The sequence below is a fragment of the Heyndrickxia acidicola genome (genome assembly GCF_001636425.1).
Lineage (GTDB): Bacteria > Bacillota > Bacilli > Bacillales > Bacillaceae_C > Bacillus_AE > Bacillus_AE acidicola.
On the sequence record NZ_KV440953.1, the window covers coordinates 1,429,841 to 1,453,001 of the forward strand.

General features: G+C 38.2%; 18 protein-coding genes. 8 read left to right on the top strand and 10 right to left on the bottom strand.

Annotated features, from left to right (window positions below; all coding sequences use genetic code 11):
* The first annotated feature begins 271 nt into the window (after positions 1–271).
* The gene (locus A5N88_RS06685) at positions 272–535 is read left to right on the top strand and encodes a hypothetical protein (RefSeq protein WP_066264299.1); all 264 of its coding nucleotides are present in this window, start codon (positions 272–274) and stop codon (positions 533–535) included.
* 132 nt (positions 536–667) lie between these two features.
* On the opposite strand, the gene A5N88_RS06690 is transcribed toward A5N88_RS06685, so the two are convergent.
* On the bottom strand, positions 668–2,062 hold the full coding sequence (locus A5N88_RS06690; protein ID WP_198160192.1) for an MFS transporter: 1,395 nt from the start codon (positions 2,060–2,062) through the stop codon (positions 668–670).
* Positions 2,063–2,431: 369 nt separating this feature from the next.
* Between A5N88_RS06690 and A5N88_RS06695 the strand changes: the two genes are divergently transcribed.
* The gene (locus A5N88_RS06695) at positions 2,432–3,574 is read left to right on the top strand and encodes an MGDG synthase family glycosyltransferase (RefSeq protein WP_066264303.1); all 1,143 of its coding nucleotides are present in this window, start codon (positions 2,432–2,434) and stop codon (positions 3,572–3,574) included.
* A gap of 603 nt (positions 3,575–4,177) precedes the next feature.
* On the opposite strand, the gene A5N88_RS06700 is transcribed toward A5N88_RS06695, so the two are convergent.
* The 5 genes from A5N88_RS06700 to A5N88_RS06710 all read right to left on the bottom strand — a co-directional run bounded on the left by A5N88_RS06700 (position 4,178) and on the right by A5N88_RS06710 (position 9,372).
* Entirely contained in the window at positions 4,178–5,356 is a 1,179-nt protein-coding gene (locus A5N88_RS06700) for an NAD(P)/FAD-dependent oxidoreductase (protein WP_066264304.1), read from the bottom strand.
* Positions 5,357–5,394: 38 nt separating this feature from the next.
* The gene (locus tag A5N88_RS06705; protein ID WP_066264305.1) at positions 5,395–5,829 is read right to left on the bottom strand and encodes a helical membrane plugin domain-containing protein; all 435 of its coding nucleotides are present in this window, start codon (positions 5,827–5,829) and stop codon (positions 5,395–5,397) included.
* A 1,022-nt stretch (positions 5,830–6,851) separates the two neighbouring features.
* On the bottom strand, positions 6,852–6,986 hold the full coding sequence (locus A5N88_RS24215) for a YjcZ family sporulation protein (RefSeq protein ID WP_083953070.1): 135 nt from the start codon (positions 6,984–6,986) through the stop codon (positions 6,852–6,854).
* A gap of 33 nt (positions 6,987–7,019) precedes the next feature.
* Positions 7,020–7,118 carry a YjcZ family sporulation protein gene (locus tag A5N88_RS24220; RefSeq protein ID WP_083953071.1) on the bottom strand — a complete coding sequence of 33 codons (99 nt, stop codon included), beginning with the start codon at positions 7,116–7,118 and terminating at the stop codon, positions 7,020–7,022.
* A 646-nt stretch (positions 7,119–7,764) separates the two neighbouring features.
* A complete protein-coding gene (locus A5N88_RS06710; protein WP_066264306.1) occupies positions 7,765–9,372 on the bottom strand; it encodes an FMN-binding glutamate synthase family protein in 1,608 nt (535 codons plus the stop codon).
* A 286-nt stretch (positions 9,373–9,658) separates the two neighbouring features.
* On the opposite strand from A5N88_RS06710, the gene A5N88_RS06715 reads away from it, so the two are divergent.
* Positions 9,659–11,071, top strand: a complete 1,413-nt coding sequence (locus A5N88_RS06715; protein ID WP_066264307.1) for a LysM peptidoglycan-binding domain-containing protein — start codon at positions 9,659–9,661, stop codon at positions 11,069–11,071.
* Between the two features lie 877 nt (positions 11,072–11,948).
* Entirely contained in the window at positions 11,949–14,012 is a 2,064-nt protein-coding gene (locus tag A5N88_RS06720) for a molybdopterin oxidoreductase family protein (RefSeq protein WP_066264309.1), read from the top strand.
* A 525-nt stretch (positions 14,013–14,537) separates the two neighbouring features.
* On the opposite strand, the gene A5N88_RS06725 is transcribed toward A5N88_RS06720, so the two are convergent.
* Positions 14,538–16,634, bottom strand: a complete 2,097-nt coding sequence (locus A5N88_RS06725; RefSeq protein ID WP_066264310.1) for a catalase — start codon at positions 16,632–16,634, stop codon at positions 14,538–14,540.
* Between the two features lie 281 nt (positions 16,635–16,915).
* On the opposite strand from A5N88_RS06725, the gene A5N88_RS06730 reads away from it, so the two are divergent.
* Together A5N88_RS06730 and A5N88_RS06735 are read left to right on the top strand one after the other, a co-directional pair.
* On the top strand, positions 16,916–17,956 hold the full coding sequence (locus A5N88_RS06730; protein ID WP_066264311.1) for an LLM class flavin-dependent oxidoreductase: 1,041 nt from the start codon (positions 16,916–16,918) through the stop codon (positions 17,954–17,956).
* 135 nt (positions 17,957–18,091) lie between these two features.
* A complete protein-coding gene (locus A5N88_RS06735) occupies positions 18,092–18,733 on the top strand; it encodes an alpha/beta family hydrolase (RefSeq protein WP_066264313.1) in 642 nt (213 codons plus the stop codon).
* 252 nt (positions 18,734–18,985) lie between these two features.
* Here A5N88_RS06735 and A5N88_RS24225 read toward each other — a convergent pair whose 3' ends face one another.
* Together A5N88_RS24225 and A5N88_RS06745 are read right to left on the bottom strand one after the other, a co-directional pair.
* Positions 18,986–19,315, bottom strand: coding sequence for a CHY zinc finger protein (locus A5N88_RS24225; RefSeq protein WP_083953072.1), 330 nt, complete (start codon positions 19,313–19,315; stop codon positions 18,986–18,988).
* Positions 19,316–19,829: 514 nt separating this feature from the next.
* Positions 19,830–20,903, bottom strand: a complete 1,074-nt coding sequence (locus tag A5N88_RS06745) for a serine hydrolase domain-containing protein (RefSeq protein WP_066264315.1) — start codon at positions 20,901–20,903, stop codon at positions 19,830–19,832.
* Positions 20,904–21,170: 267 nt separating this feature from the next.
* On the opposite strand from A5N88_RS06745, the gene A5N88_RS24775 reads away from it, so the two are divergent.
* Together A5N88_RS24775 and A5N88_RS06750 are read left to right on the top strand one after the other, a co-directional pair.
* Positions 21,171–21,329 carry a hypothetical protein gene (locus tag A5N88_RS24775; RefSeq protein ID WP_157090618.1) on the top strand — a complete coding sequence of 53 codons (159 nt, stop codon included), beginning with the start codon at positions 21,171–21,173 and terminating at the stop codon, positions 21,327–21,329.
* Between the two features lie 386 nt (positions 21,330–21,715).
* The gene (locus A5N88_RS06750) at positions 21,716–22,114 is read left to right on the top strand and encodes a DoxX family protein (RefSeq protein ID WP_066264317.1); all 399 of its coding nucleotides are present in this window, start codon (positions 21,716–21,718) and stop codon (positions 22,112–22,114) included.
* A 529-nt stretch (positions 22,115–22,643) separates the two neighbouring features.
* Here A5N88_RS06750 and A5N88_RS06755 read toward each other — a convergent pair.
* Complete coding sequence (locus A5N88_RS06755) at positions 22,644–22,874, bottom strand: transposase (protein ID WP_232317543.1); 231 nt, start codon at positions 22,872–22,874, stop codon at positions 22,644–22,646.
* Between the last annotated feature and the right edge of the window lie 287 nt (positions 22,875–23,161).

The following is a 23,161-nucleotide window of genomic DNA, read 5'->3' on the forward strand; positions in this document are numbered from 1 at the left end:
GAGCTTCTGCTGTGTATATCAATGGCATGAAGAACAGAGCGCATTCTATAAGGCTCTTGTCGAAAACTTTGTTGCTAATTGACACAAAAAAATGATTTAATATCAAGATTTAGTAATAAAAGATGTGAATTGCTTACGAAAAGATGCCACGAAGACAGACAACATCCGGAATGATGCCTTGTACTAAAGCAACAATCTATGCGAAAACAGCCTTCTATAAAAAGACTAAAATAATTTTGAAATCTGCCGATATAAAAATTGGTGATTTTATATGAAACTAATACTAGGCATTGCTATATTTTCGGCGGCTTTATTAACTGGCTGCTCCCCTTCCTCTCCGCCAGCGTACGAACTATCTGTTTACAAAGATGACTGCCACATTATAGGGAATGATGTTTATTTTTCATATAACGGGGCTGATTTTGTTGCAAAGAACCAGGCAACAGGCTTTCAAAGTCAAACACAAACGGCAACAGGAATTGATATTACCGTTATCGCTTTACAGGACGGCAGCTATATCATTCCAAATAAATAATATTTACATCACGATGTACAAAGGAGATCTAGCTTCCCATAGATCTTTTTTGTTTATTTTATTTTTAGTTTACATAATAATTTTATGGTATAAAAAGAATATCCCTTTATCAAAGAGACATTCTCTAAAGTTTTATCCTTTTGACCTCGCTCTGAGTGTTGCCTTAACATTCCTGATATCCAAAACGTTATGCTTAGCCATCAAAATGTAACATAGCCCTGCTGGAATAAGAAAAGCCTGCAGCAGCGAAAGAGTTATGGTGTAGCTATAAGGTTCATGGCTCCAGCTTGAAACGACATTCAACAAAACCCCAACTCCTACATTTCCCAGAGTTCTGCCAAGGCTGTTAGATAGGTTTGCTAAACTGAATGCGGCCCCTCTATGCTCTGGGAGATTAACGTCTGATATCAGAGCAAGCCAATTAGGAGTATTGGCGGATTGGCTTGCAGATGCAAATACAGACAGCAAAAACAATAAGGCAATCCATGGATTTAAGAATATTTGCTTAATAAGTGCAATAAGGATAAGTGGAGGATTTCCATTCTCCGGCAATGAAAGGTGGTTCATAGGAAGTAAAAACATAAACACATAAAAGGGCAGCGTAAGAAAAACAAATAAGGCTGTGAAATAAGCTCTGCCTTTATAGGACTTCCTTTGGAGCCTGTCTCCGATATGGCCAAATAAAGCAGATGACATACCGCCTAGCTGAAAAATAGCATATAAGTACCCAGAAGCAATCATTGCTGTAGACATCCTGTAGCCCTCAAATTGAATTTTAAAAATGTAAAGGGTTGGAAGCCAAATCAAACTTCCTGTTGCAACATTCATAAAGAAAGCCTGCAAAAAAAGATATTTATTGCTGCCTTTAAATGCTATTGTTAAAATTTGCTTAGCCTGAATCATGTGTTTATATGATTTGCCGCTTTTAATGAGCTCTTGAAGTTCGGGATCTGCTCCTCCCCTTGAAGGCTCCTGAACAAAAAAGTAAAGCACAATTAAAATGAGACCGATAAAACCAACTATTTCAAACGGAGTCCTCCAGCTTGAAGCAGTAGCAATTAAAGAGGCCATTATAGAGCCTCCAATCCCGCCAAGACCCTGTGCCATACCCCACAGGCTCAGGACAAGCCCTCTCATCCGGTATGGGATAGAATCGGTCAACACACTGAAGCCAATGGACGCAATACATCCAAGCCCTATACCCGTAAGGATTTGGAACAAAAGCAACTGAAAGAAGCTGGTACAAATGGCCGTTAAGAAAACCGATAATGCCCAAATCAGCGTTCCAGCCATAATCAGTCTTTTTCTTTTAAACCTTCCGGAGAGATAGCCCCAGAAAATAGAAGACACGGCAGTGACTAAAATATTCACTGCAGATATAATCCCCATATCAGCAAGCTTAATGTGTAAATCATGGGAGATAGATTGGAATAATGGCGGAAAAAGGCCGATTATTAAATTGTCAAATGCAGCCAAAATAGTGAAGACAAAGATTGTATATATCATGTTTGCTCTGTTTTTTTTCAAATGACTTACTAGCTCCTTCGCAATTTCGATGTTAATTATGGCGTTCTTGTTATATAATAAATCATGAACACCTTAAAACCAAACATCTTGAATAAATATTAGCTGTTTTTGGAAAGCTTGGTGCTTTTCGTGGAATGGGCAAATTCATAGTTAGTCCGTAATCGAGGTACCTTTTCATCCATTCTTCAAAAGGTTGTATATTGACCCTATATTTTATCAAATTCTCGAGCACAAGCAGCAAAGAGTTTGAAAAGAGCCTAAAAAATAAATCAAATTTAACCTGAAAACCAACCAATTAGAACAAAATTACCATCTTATCACTATATTTGATATAATTATAATATACATAGTTAAGAAAGGCATGGTTTAATGAGCAAAAACATCCTAATCATTTCCTCTGATAATACAGGACATGGTCATAAAAGCATAACAGAATCCCTTTGCGAGAAAGTGGATGACCATAACGTTAATATACATGTAGTAGATGGATTTTCACTGGGCGGCGAAGTGCTCCTCAGTGTAGGTAAATCTTATGGACCTATTACAAGGACTGCTGAAGGACTATGGAAGCTGGTTTGGAATCTATCTTCTTTAAAACCGGCAGTAGTGAATCAAATGATTGAAACAGTCATAAAAAATAATTTCCTAAAACTTTTAGAGGAATTTAAACCGGATATCATTTTATCTGTGCATCCAAACTTTAACGGTTCCATTCTAAACATTCTGGAAAAACAAGGAATAAAAATTCCCTTTGTTACTTTGATTGCCGATTTAGTCAGCATTTATCCATTATGGGCAGATAAACGGGCAGATTATATTATAAGTCCTACAGTTGAAGCCAAGGAAAAATGCATTGAATATGGCGTACCAAGTGAGAATATTAAAGTACTGGGCTTCCCTGTACGTTCCCGTTTTTACCGTAAAGCAGCTAATCCTAAAAAAACATATACACCTAATGAAGGCAAGCCTTTAAAATGCCTGATTATGAGCGGCGGCGAAGGTGTAGGAAATATGAAAAATATCGCTGAAAACCTTCTGGACCATTTTGACTGCAATGTCAAAATTGTGGCAGGACGCAATGTTAAAATGAAAAAGAAGCTTGAAAATGCATTGGGAAAATACGGTCAAAAGGTCGAAGTGTACGGTTTTACCAAAGATATCCAAGATCTTATGTTCAGCTCTGATATTGCTTTTACAAGAGGCAGTCCAAATGTCATGTTTGAAGCTTTTGCGAGTAATACACCTATTATTATTACAGGAGCCCTTCCAGGCCAAGAGGAAGGTAACCCGGGTTTTGCAGAAAAATTTAATCTTGGGATAATTTGCAAAAGTACACAGGACATCGAGCCGACAATTGAAGAGCTGCTTGCAAATAATGCTGAGAAACTGAACAACATTATTGAGTCTCAGCAAAATTTTATTAATGAGCATGCTGCAGAGGATATAGTTCAATTTCTTTTAAATCTCGATGATCCTGTATATCAGACATCAGTTAGCCTTTCTTATAATTAATGAGTTTTTTTGGGGGTGCATTGCATCCCCTTTTTGATTTTTTCCGTTTTTTTAATCCCACCCTTTTTAAGTCCAAAATACACTCTTTCACTTACATACCCGGTCCCATCGGAAAATAAAACATGTTCCTGATTCGTCAAGGAAAGGAAAAAAAGTCTTCCCTTTTAACCCTGTGCCTTCAGCATAAAAGGTTTTAGGGTTTTGTTAACTCCTTGGAGCTCAAACGAATCTTATTACCAGATTGCTTTCCCTTTATATATCCTTAAAATACCATTTTTTCTATTATTTAGCAATAATACACTACGAATTCCTCTCATTTTTTTGTTCATTTTTACAACAATTACAAAAACTAGAAGTATAAAATTAGTTATCTTTTACTACAGTAAAGTGTTAAATTCCATGTTATGATAGCAATAGGCATTTATTTTGCCTACTATCCCTTTTTCTTTTTTCTTGCAACCTATTCCGGTTGCTTTTTTTAAAAAATATAAGTTTACATAATATTTTTATTGTCAAAATCATGTCCCCATAGTTTTTTTCTTCGCCAAATAAAAAGATCTTGCAGCAGCTGCAAGATCTTTTTTCATCTGATTTATAAAAATATTAATAAGCCAGGCTGAACAATCCTTTAATATGCGTTAAGTAACGAATATTACTTGCTTCTTTCATCAACGTTGCAGGCATACCTTTAAGAGGAATTGAATTGCCTCCGATTGTAGCAACCCCATCTTTACGTCCTAAGCTTGCCAATGTACCTGAATTAATTGGGCTGAATGTTTCATGTGTTTTGCTTTCTAAGAAAGCATATAAGTTATAACCGATTAATTCTCCCATTTGCCATGCAATTTGAGCTGTTGGAGGGAATGGACGTCCATCACTTCCAAAGTAAACTGCGCTGTCTCCTGCAACAAAAACATCGTTATGAGATGTAGACTGAAGGAATTCATTTACTGTCGCGCGTCCACGGTTTACTTCCAGGCCAGACTCAGCCACTAACGGATTACCTTGAACTCCGCCAGTCCACACGAATGTATTGGTAATGATTTTTTGTCCATCTTTTAAGTCGACAGTATTCCCCTCAACATTTGTAACAGGAAGGCCTGTAAGGAATTTAACACCGCGATTTTCCAAACTCTTCGTAGCGCGTTCAATAAGATCGTCAGGAAGAACTGGCAGGATTTTTGGGCCAGCTTCTACAAGCATTAATTTAATTTCAGAAGCATCTACACCGTACTTCCTTGTTAAACCCGGAAGCTTGTCTGCAATTTCACCAACAAGTTCGACACCTGTTAAACCGCCGCCGCCGATAAGAATAGTTGCATCAGCTTCATTTTTCGTTTGAGCATATTCGCGAATACGGTTTTCAATATGTTTTTGAATTTTAACAGCATCAGCAGCAGATTTAAGCACCATGCTGTTTTCTTCAAGACCAGGAATACCAAAGTAGGCAGTTACGCTTCCAAGACCTACAACTAGTGCATCATACGTTAAGTTCGATCCGTCAGAAAGCTTTACATTTTTCTTGTCTACAGAAAAATTTTCCACTTTAGCAATTTTAAGATCAATATCTTTTCCTTTAAACAGCTTAGTTAAAGGCAGTGATATAGCTGTTTCTGAAATGCTACCAGCAGCCAAACGGTGCAATTCAGTAATAATTTGATGAGTTGGGTATTGGTTTACCACTGTTACCTTTGCTTCATCTTTGTTTAAGTATTTTCGGACAGATAAAGCAGCTAAAACGCCGCCATACCCTGCGCCTAAAATAACAATATGTTTTGACATAGTATTTCCTCCGTCCTTACTTTTAAATGTAAATAGAACTATTTTAAGTTTTGGCGTTCCGCATTGATTTGCAAGAAGGCATTAGCAAAACGGAAAAGCTTTTGAACTTGCGGGTCTTTTATCATTCTTAAAAGTCCGAATAGACCTATCACTTCATTACTTTCGTCAGCACGGTCCTTAGCTTCAATCGCAGTCGCAGCAAGTCCTTTAACAGTTTCCACTACAGGTTCTGCAATTTCTTTTACTGCACCTACTGTATCACTTTTTAGGATATCATCTGTTGCTACAGCTTGAGCAAAATCATATGATTTTGTAAGCAATCCGACGATTTCTGTTAATTTTGGAAGCTGATCGACTAATGCATTTAATGATTCCTGCACCTCTGGTTTTAATAGCTGGTCAAGCACATCAAGCTGTTCTTTGCTTGGAGATAATCTTACCTGTTCAGCATTTTGTTGAGTTGTTTCTGACATATCAATTCTCCTTTACAATAAGCGGCTATGCTTAGTTTTTTAGGATTACAGGGAAATCCTGTTATTTCTAGGTATATACTTCCTTCAACTCGGAGAAGGGTTTGTGAAACTTTACACAAAGATTCACCCAAAAATAAGATGGTCTATATCAGCCCGTATTTCCTGCCCTGCAAACCATTCCCGATTAAGAAGACCTTCCTGAACTATAATATCACATTAACGTTAAAAAATCTCCAATTTATAATAGCAAATAGCATGAAACTTCCACCTTTCTTGTTTTAATGGCGGAAATTGTTCCTATTTATCATTAAGTTTTCCCTTTTCAGTTATTCCATACACTTTTTTCTTTAAAACCAGCAGTAATTTTATTTGCTTAAACTTTGTTAAATTTTCATGTTAAAAACAACGGATTTCTTGAACTTATAATACATTTCTAAGGAGACTTTATAAAAAACGAACAGTCACACAAACTTTTTACTGTTTAATTACATTGTGAAATATGAAGAGACTGTCCCAAAGGTCCAATGATATCAGAAGACCTTGGAAACAGCATCTTTTTCCTGCTAGTTGATTTGAGCTGCAGACACTCGCTTTCCGCGGGTGGCCGGGAGCCTCGTCACAAGCTCCTGCGAGGTCTCCCTAAGGCCTCTGATCCCGCAGGAGTCTTGCGTTTCCGCTTCAATCAACCTGGATTAAAAACGAACATTGGGTCATACTCATATATGCATACCGCTGTTTGTCCTGCCTGTTCACTTCCGTTAATCATTAGAAGTGTATGATCAACTTAATTTTTTTCAGAGGCCACCCTAATATGTTCTTTTTTCCCTATCTATAATAATGACTCCCATAGGTCGTTTGGGTAGTTTTTTGAACTCGTATAAAGTGATTTTTCAGGGCAGCCTAGTCTAAAACTAAATAGAAAAAACTCCCTACCTATTTCCCTTTTTTTATTCAGTAGTAAAAAAAGGTGACTCTATTCAGCGGCATAGTCCCGCTTTTTGAGTCACCCTCTTCTTATTTTCTTAGCACCAAGCAGCTCCAATGATGATGAGAAGGATAAACAGAATGACAATCAGTACAAATCCGTTCCCTGCTCCAGCTCCAGCTGCAGGTGCATAGCCATAGCCGCATCCGTATCCACAACCTGCTCCAAACATGATCCGGTAACCCCCTTTTGGATGTTCCCTTTATTAGTAAACGTATGCTGCTCCAACAATGATTAAAAGAATGAATAACACGACAATCAGGGCAAAACCTGAGCCGTATCCTCCTGCTACGCCATCGCTCATGAAAAAACACCTCCTGTCTCTGTTTGTTCTAATGTATGCAGCAATGCTTCCAAGCGAAACGACTATTTCAAAAGCCATCTTCGGCTTACGGATTTCAGAGTCTGCGACTGAGATAAAGGAAAACAGCAAGGTATTTCACTCACTGATGTGACTTATCTTAGTGAGGGGATGCAGAAATTCGCTAGCCGATAGGGCGCTGGAGCCAGACAGAATCATTGGTTAAATAATTCATTTGATAAGGCTGTTTTCGCATAGATTGTTCCTTTTCGCAAAAGTGTTAAATTCTGAGTAAAGTGAGTCTTGTGGCATCTTTTCAGGTTTACAACATTACTAAAGAGTCTGTGAAATTCGTTATTTTTTGTGTTAAATAACAACAAAGTTTATGAAAGAGCCTTTGATAAAAAATTATTCTTTCTGGTTCATTAAAAATAGCCTACCTGTTTGGGGCAGACTATTTTGATAAATGGAGTTGAAAAGGATTCATTTACGGCAGGATAAATTCTGACGGCTTACTTTTATACTATGTGGAATTTTCTGTCATTGTCTAGCCTGATGCCTTAAATAAGAGTTAACCCTGCTGAATATTTCCAAATAATTATTGAGAGCACATGGCAATAAAGCAAAATTTATTTGTTTTAGGCACCTTTCATGTGATTTGTTCCTGACTTTTCTTCAGAGTATGCAAAATATTATCTACCGGAAAAACCCTTCCAAATTCATCTTTATACACAATATGTTTCCGCTCAAATTTAACGGGAGTATCTATGCCGGCTGCTGCAGCAATGTTGAACAGCCCTTCACGCAGAGAAATGACATAATTGCACACCCGATAATGCTTTTCTTCAATATCCAAACCCTTTTGAAGGTCATGATTAGTCGTAGCCACTCCAACAGGGCAGGTATTGTTATGGCAAACCTGCGCCATAATACACCCCACACTAATCATAAATCCTCTGGCAATATTGACAAGATCTGCTCCCATAGCAAGTGCGACTGCTACCTTATCCGGGGTAATCAGTTTTCCAGAAGCAATTAGTTTTACCCTGTCACGTACTCCGTATTTTTTAAGCAATTCATCAACAATTGGGAGTGCAGTGCGAATAGGAAAACCTACAGAATCAGCAAGCTCCTGAAAGGTAGCACCTGTTCCTCCTTCTCCTCCATCTACGGTAATGAAATCAGGACCTTTCCCGCTTTTTTTCATAGTGGCAATCAAGTTTTCCAATGCCTCCAAATCTCCAACCACCAGTTTGATTCCGACAGGCTTTCCGCCAACTTCTCTTAGGTTGTCAATAAAATGAAGCATGGAAGGAGCATCGTCAAATTCATGAAAGCGGTTAGGGCTGTTTATTGTCTTTCCTGGTTCCACCAGGCGGATTCGCGCAATTTCTTCCGTTACCTTTGAGGCCTCAACATGCCCCCCGCGTGTTTTTGCCCCTTGGGCCAGTTTTAATTCGAAAGCTTTTATTTCCTCTATCTCACTTTTCTTTTTAAATTCTTCAAATGAGAAATCTCCATTTGAATTTCTTACTCCAAACATGCCCGGTCCAATTTGCATTATAATGTCCGGTTTTCCCGCTAAATGGTAGTCCGAAAATCCACCCTCCCCAGTATTCATCCACGTCCCTCCTGCAAGCCCAAGCCCCTTTGAAAGTGCCGTAATAGCTTTGTCTCCGAGCGCTCCAAAGCTCATAGCAGATTGTCCCACAAGCCCCTTAACCTTAAAGGGCTTTTTGCATGTAAACTCGCCTAATATAATGGCCTCTTCATCTCTCAGGTAGTAGGGATCCACCAGCTTTTCTTCGACATGCTCTTTTCTTTTAAAAAGTTTGTCCCCATCAAGCTTATAAACATGCGATGGTATCTTTTTCGAGTTGTCAATCTTCATTTCCTCACGCTGTTTGGGAAATAAAGTATTTTTAATATAGAACCCCGCCTTCTCAAAATCCCTTTCAGAACCAAAACCAATAAGTCTCTCGTTATACTTTCCGGCCTTAACAATATCATCGTATTCTTTTCGGGAAAAAGGTTTTCCTTCATTGTCATTGTTATATAAATATTGCCTTAATTCAGGACCGATCTTTTCCGCTATATATCTGAACTTACCCAGTATAGGAAAATTCCTTAAAACAGCATGCTGCTTTTGTCGATCATCTTTTATAAAAAGATAGAAAAGTAATGCACCTAATCCGATGAATAGAATGAAAAAAATCAGAGCAAAAAGAATAATTAAATCATTCGCAATAGTATTCATACATTTTCCTCCTCGTTTATAAAAAAATGGAATTTCATTTGTTAGCAGGTATGGATGATGGTATGTAAAAGTTCATTTTTTCTTCGGTGTTTTATTCCTTTTTCCACAAAGAATTTTTTTAAAACTATACTGTGTAAATTTCTATGTTGAAAACTGCCCGCTTTAAATAATTTAATAATGACTCATATACAGATCAAAAGCATTTGTACCACCAAGGACCATTGGTATCTTATTGTTTTTTAAGAATACATATATATAAAACTGCCGCGAAAGCGAGGGAAGAAATTTGATTATTCATGTTGTAAAAAAGGGTGAGACTTTAATTGCAATTGCCCAGCAATATAGCATAAGTACCGGTTCACTCGTAAGAGCAAACGGTCTAGAAAATCCAAATCGCTTGGTAATTGGGCAAGCACTGATCATTCCATATCCCTTCATTCGCTATACTGTCAGGCCTGGTGATACGATTGCCAACATTATAAGCATGTTTGGCGTCCGCTTGGATGAAACTTTGCAATTAAATCATTTAACGGATCCATCCTCTATCTATCCCGGACAAAGGATTATGATTCCTATTATTACCCATACTGTAAAGCCTGGAGATACACTTGCGTTAATTGCTCAAAAATACGGTGTAAGTGTTCAGGAAATTATGCAGGAAAATTCAATAGCAAATGCTGGTAATATACGTGTTGGCCAATCCTTAAGGATTCCTGCACCTTTTAAAAAGACCATTGAAGTAAATGCTTTTACAACTGTTTTTGGTCAGGCTGGAGCGAGAGAAGTAAAGGATGTCGCTCATGATCTTACATATGTTGCTCCATTTGGATATCGGATAAGAAAAAACGGCTCGCTTGACCCTTTAGATGATGTTCCGACAATACGAGCTGCAATGAATGGTAGGGTCCTGCCCATAATGGCCATCACAAATTTTTCCGCTACGGAAACCGGCACGTCTCTTGCCCATACGATTCTTTCAAATGATGGACTTGTGGACCAATTGCTTACCAATATACTTTTAACCATGAAAAACAAAGGATACAAAGGGTTGAACATTGATTTTGAAAATGTCTCACCAGCTGATCGAGAAAATTACAATCGTTTTTTAGAAAAAGCTGTAACGCGTTTACACCCTGAGGGATACAATGTTTCCTCCTCTCTTGCACCCAAAACGAGTTCAGAACAAAAAGGGCTTTTATATGAAGCACATGATTACCAGGCTCACGGGAGGATTCTTGATTTCGTCATTCCTATGACCTATGAATGGGGCTACCGTCTCGGTCCCCCTCAAGCAATATCACCGCTTAACTTAATGAAACAAGTAATCGAGTATGCTGTGACGGTAGTGCCAAGCAATAAAATTCTTCTCGGGTTCCAGGTTTATGCAAGAGACTGGCTGCTCCCTCATAAAGAAGGACAGGAGGCAGAAACCTTCGATATGCAGGAAGCATTACGAAGAGCTATCCGTTATAACGCGACAATTCAATATAATCAAACCTCCCAATCACCTTTTTTTAGGTATACTGACAACCAGGGAAGGCAGCATGAGGTTTGGTTTGAAGATGCCCGAAGCGCCCAGGCTAAGCTCAATTTAGTGAAAGAATTTAATCTAAAAGGAGTCAGCTATTGGGTATTAGGGTATCCTTTCCCTCAAAATTGGACACTTCTGGAGAATAATTTCGTCATTAAAAAATTTTAAATTCAGAATAAAAAGGGTGACTCCAATCGGCCGCATTGAGCAGTCGATTGGAGTCACCCTTTTTACTTTTAGATAAAGGCTGTTTTCGCGTAGATTGTTGCTTTTCGAAAAAGTATTAAATTCGTTTAAAGTGATTCTTGGTGGCATCTTTTCGTAAGCAATTCACAGGTTTACTACAGAGCCTGTGATTTTCATTGTTTTTTTGTGTTAAATAGAAACAAAGTTTTACGAAAAGAGCCTCGGTAAAAAAAAGAGAAAAAGCAGAGGGCAATCTTACACTTATTTGTGCCTCTCTTTACTTCTGGTTGTTTATTTACCCCTATTTCTTGAAATTTCGGGCAATACAAACGCAGACCCCATCTACCCTTATTTTTAGAAAGCCGCTTCAGATAAACTAATTGAAGAAGCGTTAATAACTTTAATTTACTAGAGGTCACATTGTTTAAGGTGAAACGATATCCCCGATAAATATTTTATTCACCTATAAAGACCGTCTCCGCAAGAAATGACAATACACTTTTTTCATTTTTTCTCTCTTCATTTTGCCGAAATTCAAATTTAAGATATGTTATAATTCTTTTAATCTTTGCCTCTATTAAAGATAGATTTCCAGGGACTGATTGGATACGGGATATGAAACAAACGAGCTACGAGGAGACCCAACAGGAACTTGCAACAAGGATGCTCCCACCGCCAGAGAAAATCAACTGGTGCAAAATAAATTGAGTAAATCTTTTACTATTATTCCGCCCAAGACAATTCTTTCAATAACCATAAGAAAACCCAATTAAGCGCATTTCATTAAATATCAATTTTATTCAAACAGAAATTTACCAGAGCCTTCTATTAAATACTTTTAAAAAGGAGATCATCACTTATGAAAAGTTATCTCGATCAACAGGATGGCGTCTTTCCTTCTGTCTGCTCCCTCGATTGCCCTGATCAATGCGGCCTTCTTATACATAAGCAAGAGGGTAAAATCATAAAAGTGGAGGGAGATCCAAACCATCCCGTTACTAAGGGGAATATTTGCAACAAAGTGAGAAACATGACAGAAAGGATTTATGATTCTAAGCGGCTGGCATATCCACTTAAACGGGCAGGAGCAAAAGGAGAGAAAAAATTTGTCCGGATTTCCTGGGATGAGGCCCTGAATATTATTACTTCAAAATGGAAGGAATTATTAGATAAACATGGCCCCGAAAGCATCCTGCCATACAGTTTTTACGGTAACATGGGAAGGGTTAATTCTGAAGGAATGGACCGCCGTTTCTTCCATTATCTTGGTGCAAGCCGGCTTGATCGGACGATTTGTAATTCTGCCGGCTCAGTCGGATATCGATATACAATGGGCGGGAGCCTCGGAACAGATCCTGAAGATACAGATGAAGCCAAACTATTCATCTTTTGGGGCATAAATGCAGTAAGCACCAATATGCATCAGATTGCCCTCGCACAGAAAGCACGTCAAAATGGTGCAAAAATTATCGTTATTGATGTACATAAAAATCAAACCGGACGCTTTGCTGACTGGTTTATCCCCATCCTTCCCGGAACTGACGCTGCTCTTGCACTGGGTCTAATGAATATTCTTTTTTCAGAGGATTTAGCCAACGAGGAGTTTTTAGGTGAATTTACGATTGGATACGAAGAATTAAGAGAACATGTTAAGAAATATACTCCCAAAAGAGTATCTGCAATAACTGGTATTCCGGTTGAAGACATTTATAAACTTGCGCGTATGTATGGAAAAACGGCCCCTTCTTTTATAAGGATAGGAAATGGATTACAGCATCATGATAATGGCGGAATGTGTATTCGGACCATTGCCTGTCTCCCTGCCATTACAGGACAGTGGCTTTATAAAGGCGGAGGTGCGTTAAAAGGAAATTCTGCCTTTCTTGCTCTGAATTCTACTTCATTAGAAAGACCGGACTTGCTTGAAAATAAAAAGACACGAACCATCAACATGAATCTGCTCGGAAACGCTCTGCTTGAAGCGAATCCTCCCATTCATTCCCTTTATGTATACAATAGTAATCCCGCTGTGGTAGCACCTGAATTAAATAAAGTAAAAAAAGGACTGCTGCGGGAAGATCTTTTTACAGTGGTTCATGATCTTTTTATTACTGAGACAGCAGACTATGCTGATATTGTCCTTCCAGCAACGTCTTCTTTTGAAACAACTGATCTATACACATCCTACTGGCATCATTATGCTCAGTTGCAGCAGCCGGTTATTCAACCATTTGGAGAGTCAAAATCCAACTCAGAGGTATTCAGGCTATTAGCAAATTACATGGGATTTGAACATCAGTCTTTAAAAGATACAGACAGTGATATGATTGAACAAGCAATGAATAATCCCAATAACCCTGCCATTTCAGGCTACGGCTATACTGAATTGCTGAACCATCAATATTTAAAAGCAGACAGAAAGCCATTATTTCCAGGCAGGCTTCCTACACCAAGCGGTAAGATTGAATTGTACTCGGAAACCATGCTGCAAGACGGATTGCCACCTCTTCCTACATATATTCCTTTGGTATTTGAAGAAGACTTTTTCTATCAATTTGTACCTGGTCCGAATCATCATTTTCTCAATTCCACTTTTTCAAATAACAAAAAACATAGGACATTGGAAAAACAGCCGCGTGTATTCATTAATAAGGACGATGCACGTAAAGAAGGCATCATGGACGGAGATTATGTGAGAGTTTGGAATAAACGGGGAGAATGTGTCCTTAAAGCTTCTGTTGGTGAGGATGTCCTTCAAGGAGTGCTTGTCAGCCAGGGCCTTTGGTCCGACCAGCCAGGAACACGCCAGCTTGTGAATGAATTGACTCCAGATCGGATTGCAGATATGGGAGGCGGAGCCACTTTTTTTTCTGGGCGTGTAAATATTGAAAAGATAACGATATCTTCAACCTTAAATCAATGAAAAGAGGCTGCCCAAAATGGTGCAAAGATACCAAGTGACCTTGGCTACAGTAATTTTTTTGCTTGTTGGTTTCCATGTTTATGGGGATCCCCCAAGAACTTGCTTAACTTGTAGGAGTCTTTTGCCTTCGACTCTAATTAACGTTGAATCCAAACAATCTTTGGGTATTACTAGATATGCTCAGCTCTATTCGTTCTGCCTGTTCTTTTCTGCTCAAAAAGATTCTTAGCAGATAGACACCATGCTATTATTCGCATCAATTGTTCTTCTTCCCTTTTTCCTTCTTCTGTTCAAAAATAAAAAAGAGGTAACTTAAAAGGCCGCTTATAACCGCCTTTTGAGTTGCCCTCTTTATCTTGGCTGTTTTTGCATAGATTGCTTTTCGCAAAAGTGTTAAATCCGTAATAAGTAAGGCATCATGGCAACTTTTCGTCTTCAGTCATTTTGTTTTCAATCCTGAGCCCTGTGTACCCTAGATTCATTTATACTAGCAGCAACAAAGTTTACGAAAAGAGCCTTTATCTTTTATAGTTGACGATCCCAATGCCGCAGAGGGATCGCATCTGTCAATTCTTTTGCAAATCGGCCTTTTTCCTCCCATTTCTGATATATTATCAGCCCAGGGACAGAAGAAACCGGTTCTAAACCATCCGGAATGCCAGCAGCCTTCAGCACGGGAAGTGCCTCTTTCCCAATTCCAATGGCTTTAAAGTGAGAAAAAGCATCTTGCAGAAACATTTTGGTTTCTTTTTGAGCAGCAAGCTTTTCAACAGAGCTTTCTCCTCCAGCTACATACAATGCATCGTATAATACGGAGTCCTCTGTCAAAAGAGTACCATTCACTTCAAGTTCCTTACCATCCAAACTTTTAATCATTCCAAGGTTTTGGCTGATTACATGAGTAGTGGCACCTGATTTTTCCAGTTCTTCAAGAACGGCGGCTACCTCTTCAGCATGAAAGCCATCAGCAGCTAATAGGGCCACTTTCCTTGTTTTAGGAACAGCCTTTGTATTTAATTGACTTAGTGCCGGTGAAGACTCGGTTACTTCTGAAGGAGAGCTGCCTGCAGGAACTGCTGCCCCCACTCCCTTCGCTACTTCTTCTGCCAAAGTGGAGTCAATATTACTGAGTACATTTACAACCTGCTGCTGTACATCCTTTGACTTCACTTTGCCTACTTCAAATCGGAATGCTTTAATGATGTGCTTTTTTTCTACATTAGACATGCTGTTCCAGAAAAGCTTTGCCTGGCTGTAATGATCTTCAAAGCTTTCACTGCGCTTTCTGATTTTACGGCCTTCAACTTTTTCCTGATAATGAACATAGCCGCCTTCTTCTTCAGTCGCAGGACTTGGATCATTATTTTGCAGCGAGTTATTATGGTAAGCAACAGGCCCTTTATTAATTGTCATCCGGTGATAACCGTCGTATTGATTATTATGGAAAGGACAAACAGGACGATTAATCGGAATTTCATGGAAATTAGGGCCGCCCAATCGGATTAATTGTGTATCCGTATAGGAAAACAGCCTGCCCTGCAGCAGCGGGTCATTTGTAAAGTCGATACCAGGTACTACATTCCCAGGATGCATAGCTACTTGCTCCGTCTCGGCAAAAACATTATCAACATTTTGGTTTAATGTCATTTTACCAATAATTTTAACGGGGATTTTCTCTTCCGGCCAAAGCTTTGTAGGATCCAGTACATCAAAATCAAAATTAAACTCGTCCACTTCTTCAATGATCTGTATTCCCAATTCATATTCAGGATAATTCTTCATTTCGATCGCTTCCCAAAGGTCCCGCCGATGGAAATCCGGATCTTTTCCTGCAATTTTTTGTGCCTCATCCCAAACGAGTGAGTGGACACCAAGGACAGGCTTCCAATGAAATTTTACAAATCTGCCCTTTCCTTCTGCATTCACCAATCGGTAGGTGTGCACTCCAAACCCTTCCATCATTCGATAGCTTCGTGGGATTGCACGATCGGACATTGCCCACATAATCATATGGGCAGATTCTGTATTATTGGCAATAAAGTCCCAAAAAGTATCATGTGCTGTGGAGGCCTGAGGGATCTCATTATGCGGTTCCGGTTTAAAGGAATGAACAAGATCAGGAAACTTTATCGCATCCTGGATAAAAAAGACGGGAATATTATTACCAACTAAATCGTAATTTCCTTCTTCAGTATAAAATTTTGTTGCAAATCCCCTAACATCACGGACTGTATCACTGGAGCCCTTTGAACCGGCGACTGTAGAAAAACGGACAAAGACAGGGGTTTTCACTGCAGGATCCTGTAAAAATTTTGCTTTTGTGAATTCCGACATAGATTCATATACCTGAAATACTCCATGGGCAGCATATCCTCTTGCGTGCACTACACGTTCAGGAATACGTTCGTGGTCAAAATGAGTCATTTTTTCACGGAAATGGAAATCCTCCAGCAATGTGGGTCCGCGATCTCCTGCCTTCAAAGAATGTTCATCATCTGAAACCTTTAAACCTTGATTAGTGGTAAGCTTTTTACTCTTATTGTCCACTCGATAGTTTTCAAGCTGCTCATTTTTCCGGTTTTCAAAGACGTCATCTACTTTCTTTTGATCCTTGTTTTCCAATGAAACAACCTCCTGAGCTAGATATAGATTTGTTTTGCGATATGTATGTTCTTATATCCATCTTTATCGCCTAACAATGAATTACCCTCTTGCTTGTCTGATAAACCGGTCGATAAGCTCCTTTTCTAAAAGAGAAGTATATATCCCTCCTGCCATCTGCAGGCAAAATTCTTTAAGGGATACAGAACACTTGGTACAATATGTGTATTTCCTCTTCGCAAAAATTTTACCTTAATCTTTTGAAGAGGCTTATCTATTTACTAAAGAAAGAAGCTGACAAGATGTTTAAAAAGAAAACAAGCTTACAAAAAGATAAACAATTATCTGATATTTCTTACTCAGTCCTTGACCTTTCTCCCATCCTGTCAGGCGGCAGTGCAGCTGAATCTCTCCAAAATACACTTGACCTGGCTCAGCGTGCAGAAAAGTGGGGATATACACGTTACTGGCTGGCAGAACATCACAATATGCCAGGTATTGCAAGCTCTGCAACATCTGTCGTTATTGGGCATGTGGCGGCTGGCACCTCCAGCATTCGGGTCGGTTCCGGTGGGATTATGCTTCCCAACCATGCCCCTCTTGTCATTGCAGAGCAATTTGGTACACTGGAATCTCTTTTTCCGGGGCGCATAGATTTAGGTTTAGGCCGCGCGCCAGGTACAGACCAGATTACTGCTCATGCACTTCGGAGGGACAGAAGAAGTGACGGAGAAGATTTTCCGCACCAGCTTGCTGAGCTGAGGGCTTATTTTGATCCTTCATTATCTACTGCAAAAATGCCGGTCAGAGCCATTCCGGGAGAGGGCTTAAACATCCCTATCTGGCTGCTTGGTTCCAGTGGATTTAGCGCTCAGCTTGCAGGGAGCCTTGGTTTGCCGTTTGCATTTGCCAGCCATTTTTCTCCTGAAAATACTTTGCCAGCGTTAGAACTTTACCGCAGTTATTTCCAGCCATCGGACATTCTTGACGAACCTTATGCTATGGTTGGCATAAATGTCATAGCAGCAGATCAACAAAAAGATGCAGAAAAGCTTGCTACCTCCATGCAGCAGCAATTCTTAAATCTAATTCGAAATAATCCCGCTCCTCTTCAGCCGCCTATTGATGATATCAATAAAGCAGCCAGCGATTATGAAAAAGCGCTGCTCCTCCAAAGAACCGGTTCCTCTATTGTAGGAGATGCCAATACTGTAAAAGAAAAACTTCAACACTTTTTAGAGGATACGCGGGCAGACGAAATTATGATCAATTCTCAAATTTTTGATCACCATGCACGGCTTAGATCCTACGAAATTACTGCAGATATTATGAAAAAGGCATAAGAATTATTTCACAGCACTTCAATTAATGAAGTGCTTCTATTTTGTTCCCGCATTTCAAATTTAGAAGTTATATAAACCCTCGCGAAAATTCCGAATAATAGATATAATTTAAAAAAAGAAAAGGGGGAATCTCGTATGATCATAAAGAAAGGCACCGTTCCTGGCTTTAAAAAAATAGAAGTTCCGTATCTTCATATTAAACAGGAAGAGGCATCCAATAAGCTGGCTATTATTCTGCCTGGACTGGGCTACACCTCCCAGGCACCGCTGCTTCATTATTCATGCAGTATTTTTTTACATAAAGGTTTTGATGTTCTACAAGTGAATTATCAATATTTTAGAGAAGAATATAAGGAGTTTAGCAAGGAGGAGCTGGATGAAGCAGTTAGAAAAGACGCGAATGCAGTTATTAATGAAATTTTAAAGGAATCCTCTTATGAAGTCTTTTATTTAATTGGAAAATCCATTGGCACGATTAGCCTAAGTTCTGAAATAAAGCGAGAGCGTTTTAAACATGCAAAAGTCATTTGGCTAACCCCTTTGATTAAACGGGTGGATATAAAACAATCGATGCTGACAAGCACACAGAAAGGCCTATGCTTCATAGGGGATCAGGATCCCATTTACAATGAAGATGCTTTTAACCAATTACACAAAAACACAAATCTCACCTTACGCCTTATTCACGGTGCCGACCATAGCCTCGAGTATCCTGAAAAACCTGTAGAATCCATAGATGTTTTAAAAAACGTTATAGTAGAAATGGCTAAATTTTAAAAACGCGGCAGGTCCGCGTTTTTTTTGATGGAGGTTTTTTCATAACCTTTTATTGCTATTCGACACAAAAAATAAGTGAATATACAAATTTAGTATTATTAACTGTAAAGAGCTTTCAAAAAGATTCCTGTAAGAAAGACAAAGATACAGTATAATCCTTTTCACTCAAACCAAGTCTATGCGAAAACATTCTTTAGAAAAGATTTCAGCCTGCCAGCAAAAGGATTATATTTAACATTTCTTGTGACTCCTTCATACATCAAAATACAAATGCTTATGCAAATTGCAGCCAGGATTAAACTCTGCTCCGCATTCAGGGCAAACAGAATGGCAATTGAGATATTCGGCAATGGTCAATTCCTGTTTACAGCTTCCGCACAGAATTCCCTTCTCCCCAAACTGCGTCTTTGGCCACACCTTAGTCTCCGCACAGCCATGTTCTTCATGGCATTGATAGCATGGATAATAAATGCCGCAGCAATAAAAACGAATGGCGATTCGATCCTTGTCTGAATGATAATGGCTGCAGCGTGTCTCATCATCCAATATGCTCCCTCTTACCTCAATACCTTTTATATACATTTTTCCCGCACTCCTTTCTCTATTCTTTTTATCCAGTATAACATATGGCATGGCGGGATTTTGTTTCTATGCTTCTGTATCTACTATAGAAACACAGATATATACAACATTTCGCAGTATTGGTATCATTTCGACTTTTTATTAACGTGGCTCTGTTATAGGAGGCTGTTGTTTTTTAGCTCATTCGTGTGAAACCCCGTTTCACACGAATGAGCTAAAAAACGAGCAGTTATCAACATTAAACGTTAACACAGCCATTAACGTAAAAGCTGCCACGAAAAAGAACAAGAAAATATAAAAAAGAGCTTATGCTAGATGTAAGCAGTAAGCTCTTTTTTATCATGGCTGTATTCGCATAGATTGTTGCTTTACGTACAAAGGATTATTCCGTGTGTTGTCTGTCTTCGTGGCATCTTTTCGTATGCTATTCACAAGTTATAATACTGAATATATATCTAAGGTAATATTTCAGTGTCTAGTAGCAACAAAGTTACGAAAAGAGCCTTTATCATTATTAATTTAACACAAATGACGCCAGTTTATTGGAGTAGTCGGAAATGCTTATACCATTCCAATTGTTGCTTAAGACGATAATGGTTAATCCATCATTTACATACCGGTCAATCTCTGTTTTTATACCAGGTATACTTCCTGCATGATAGATATCCAAATGATTATTAAAAAACGTAGGCTTCCTGATAAACCAGCCATAGCCGTACTGGCTGTCACTGTTGGCTTGAATATAGCCCGTTTCCATTAGTTTCAGGGATTTTGCAGACATAAAACCATTGTTTTGAAGCATTTGAGTGTATTTATACAGGTCTTCAGTTGTCGATACAAGATCTCCGGCACCGATAAGCATAGTTGAACTTAATTTTTGGGCAGGCTTGTCACTTAAATAAGGCGTTGCCACATTTTTTTGATTTTCCCATTCAAAGCTTGTATTATTCATTCCTGCTTTTTGAAGAATATGCTTTGTTACATAATCCTCATAAGACTGGTGTGAAACGACTTGAACGATCTTGGCCAAGAGTACGTATCCAGAATCCGTATAGCTGAACTGAGAACCTGGTTTGAAACTTAAAGGTTGATTTTTAAATAGATCAATTAAATCATCTATACTATATTTTTTATTTTTATCCAACTGCTCATTATAGTATTCTGGAATGCCTGAGCTATGTGTAAGTAATTGCTGAATGGTAATGGTATTGCCATTAGGAAAGTCCGGTATATATTTAGAAATTGGGTCCTGAACGGATAAAAGACCTTTTTCCTGAAGCTGTAGAATCGAAACAGCTGCAAATGATTTACTTAATGAAGCAATCTGATATTTTGTATTCACTGTTGTAGGTATTCCTTTTACTTGATCAGAATGCCCATAAGCCTTTTGAAAAAGAACTTTTCCATTTTTCACAACGAGAACTGTTCCGTCCAAATGCTTGCTTTTTGCAAAGCTATTCGAATAGTCAGCAAGCCTCTTCTGAATGGATCCTTTCATTTCTGCATCTTTGACGATAAATCCAAATAATAACATACACACCCCAAGAATAAGAACATATCTAAATGTTTTTTTCCTCCAAATACCCATTAAACACACCTTCTATGGAATTTATTTTCATTAGATAAATTAAGAATATTTTATCATGGTTTGGCTTTATATACCTTTTTTCATCTTGAATTTAATCATACTTTAACATTTCTCTATTAAGATTTTCTTAACAACAAACAATTTTAATATTTTTGTAAAACCATTCTTATGACCGGATACCATCTATTCAAGAAATTGTTCATTTACTGATTCTTATCCTCTATCTCTTACGTATACCTTATCATACAGATTAAGGAGGATACACAAATGTTTAAAGGAAAAGTAATAAATCAGCTAGACTTCCATTTTAATAAAGATTTTGACCAACTCACCCACACAGCTGATAAAAGAATACGATTATGCATAGTTTTTCAATTTTTAGCAAAAAATAAACCTTTTATGAAAAATAATTTTAATTTGTTATAAGAAGTGATCAAGCTTATTGATGTAGGGTTTTCAGAGTCTTCGACTGAGATAAAGGAAACACTGAAAGGTTTTTCACGAGCTGCTTCGGAATGATAAAACAGTTTTTTGTCTTCTATTCTTGACATATATGATTCACAAGAGAACATAGCCATCTTCTCTTTCCAGGGTCCTACGAGATGGATAAAAGTATATTTTGCTTTTATTTTGTTGATACTAACGTATGGACTGACATCATGACTATTGTACTGAATAACATGCTTCCCCTTATGTCCTTTGTACTAAAATTAGCATTTCACCCTTAAATCAAGACTAATTGTTTAGACGTTTTCATAAATTATGTTACGATACAATATGGTATTTTTATCTTTATTGAAAGAAGGGTTTTTATGGCGGATCTTGGTCTTTTGATCATTCGTTTAGTAGTAGGGCTTACTTTTATCGGGCATGGTGCCCAAAAATTATTTGGGTGGTTCGGCGGGCCAGGCTTAACGAATACGGGGCAGTGGCTGGAATCAATCGGGATTAAACCGGGAGGAAAAATTTGGGCCATTTGTGCAGGTTTGTTTGAATTAGTTGGCGGATTTTTCTTCGCAGCAGGCTTTCTAACCTGGATCGGAGCAGGATTGATTTCCATTATTATGATTGACGCCATCTTTACAGTTCATGGTAAAAATGGATATTGGGCACAAGAAGGCGGATTTGAATATAATTTTGTATTAATTGCCATCGTGATAGGTGTAGCTTTGATTGGCCCGGGTCAATATGTCTTGTTTTATACACTTTAATCTATCATACATAAAGAAAAGGTCCATTCCTTCAAGAGCGGAATGGACCTTTTCTTGTTATTGCACCATCATAATAAATAAGATATATGACGTTAGCAATGATGTTTTTAATAACCTTCTTTATAAGCCTTCAGAACAAAGCCTAAAATGAAGATATGAAGTAAAATCAATAAGATTGTAAATATTATTATATATCCCATCGATGTCCCCCCAAATAATCATTTACCTCATTCATACCCTTATTCATTGAGGATATAACGGTATTTATATTATTTCATAAAAATCACAAGAAAAATACTCCTACGAGAAAAAAAGTAAACGCTAACACTCCTCGTTAAAGGGATGTGCACGAAGGTTTTCTAAACAAGAACTGCGTAAATACAGGTTTACCTTCAGTAAAGCCTTGCAATTTATTTGGAAAGAGCCAAATGACTTTTATCTACAGCCTTAATTTATCTAAAAAGGCTATAAGAATTGCACTTTAACCATTATATTTTTTCTCCTCGAAAAGATGCTGCCAAAGAACCTATCATCCTCTATGTTCACCCGTTGATTTCTGTAACAAAAACAGCCTGTACAAAAGATACATAGCAAAGAAGCCAAGATAGACACCACTCCCAAGGAACCAGGGATTTAAAAAAATGGCATGAATTTTCGTCATAAATACCTGATGATGCTGGATGATCTCGTAAATATATGCAGAAGAAATATTTCCGAATGCCAGAGCTGCAAGAATGGCCAAACCATTAAAGATCCTCAAAAAGAAACTCCATTTAGATACTAAATATAGCATCATTATAGGGATTAGGATACTAACCAAAACAGATAACCAAATCATTTTCTCACCTGCATTTCTATGTTTTCCACAAAAGCTATACTTTTTTGTATACTTAATGATGCAGATATAAACCATGCCGCTCCTTTACACAAGAAACTGTAAGCCAATCCAAAGGTACTTAGCCATTCACTTTCCAGAAGTAATGTCTAATCCTTAAAATTGAAAAACTTACTCCGGCCTATCACAGTACACAAGGAAACTGTAAGAGT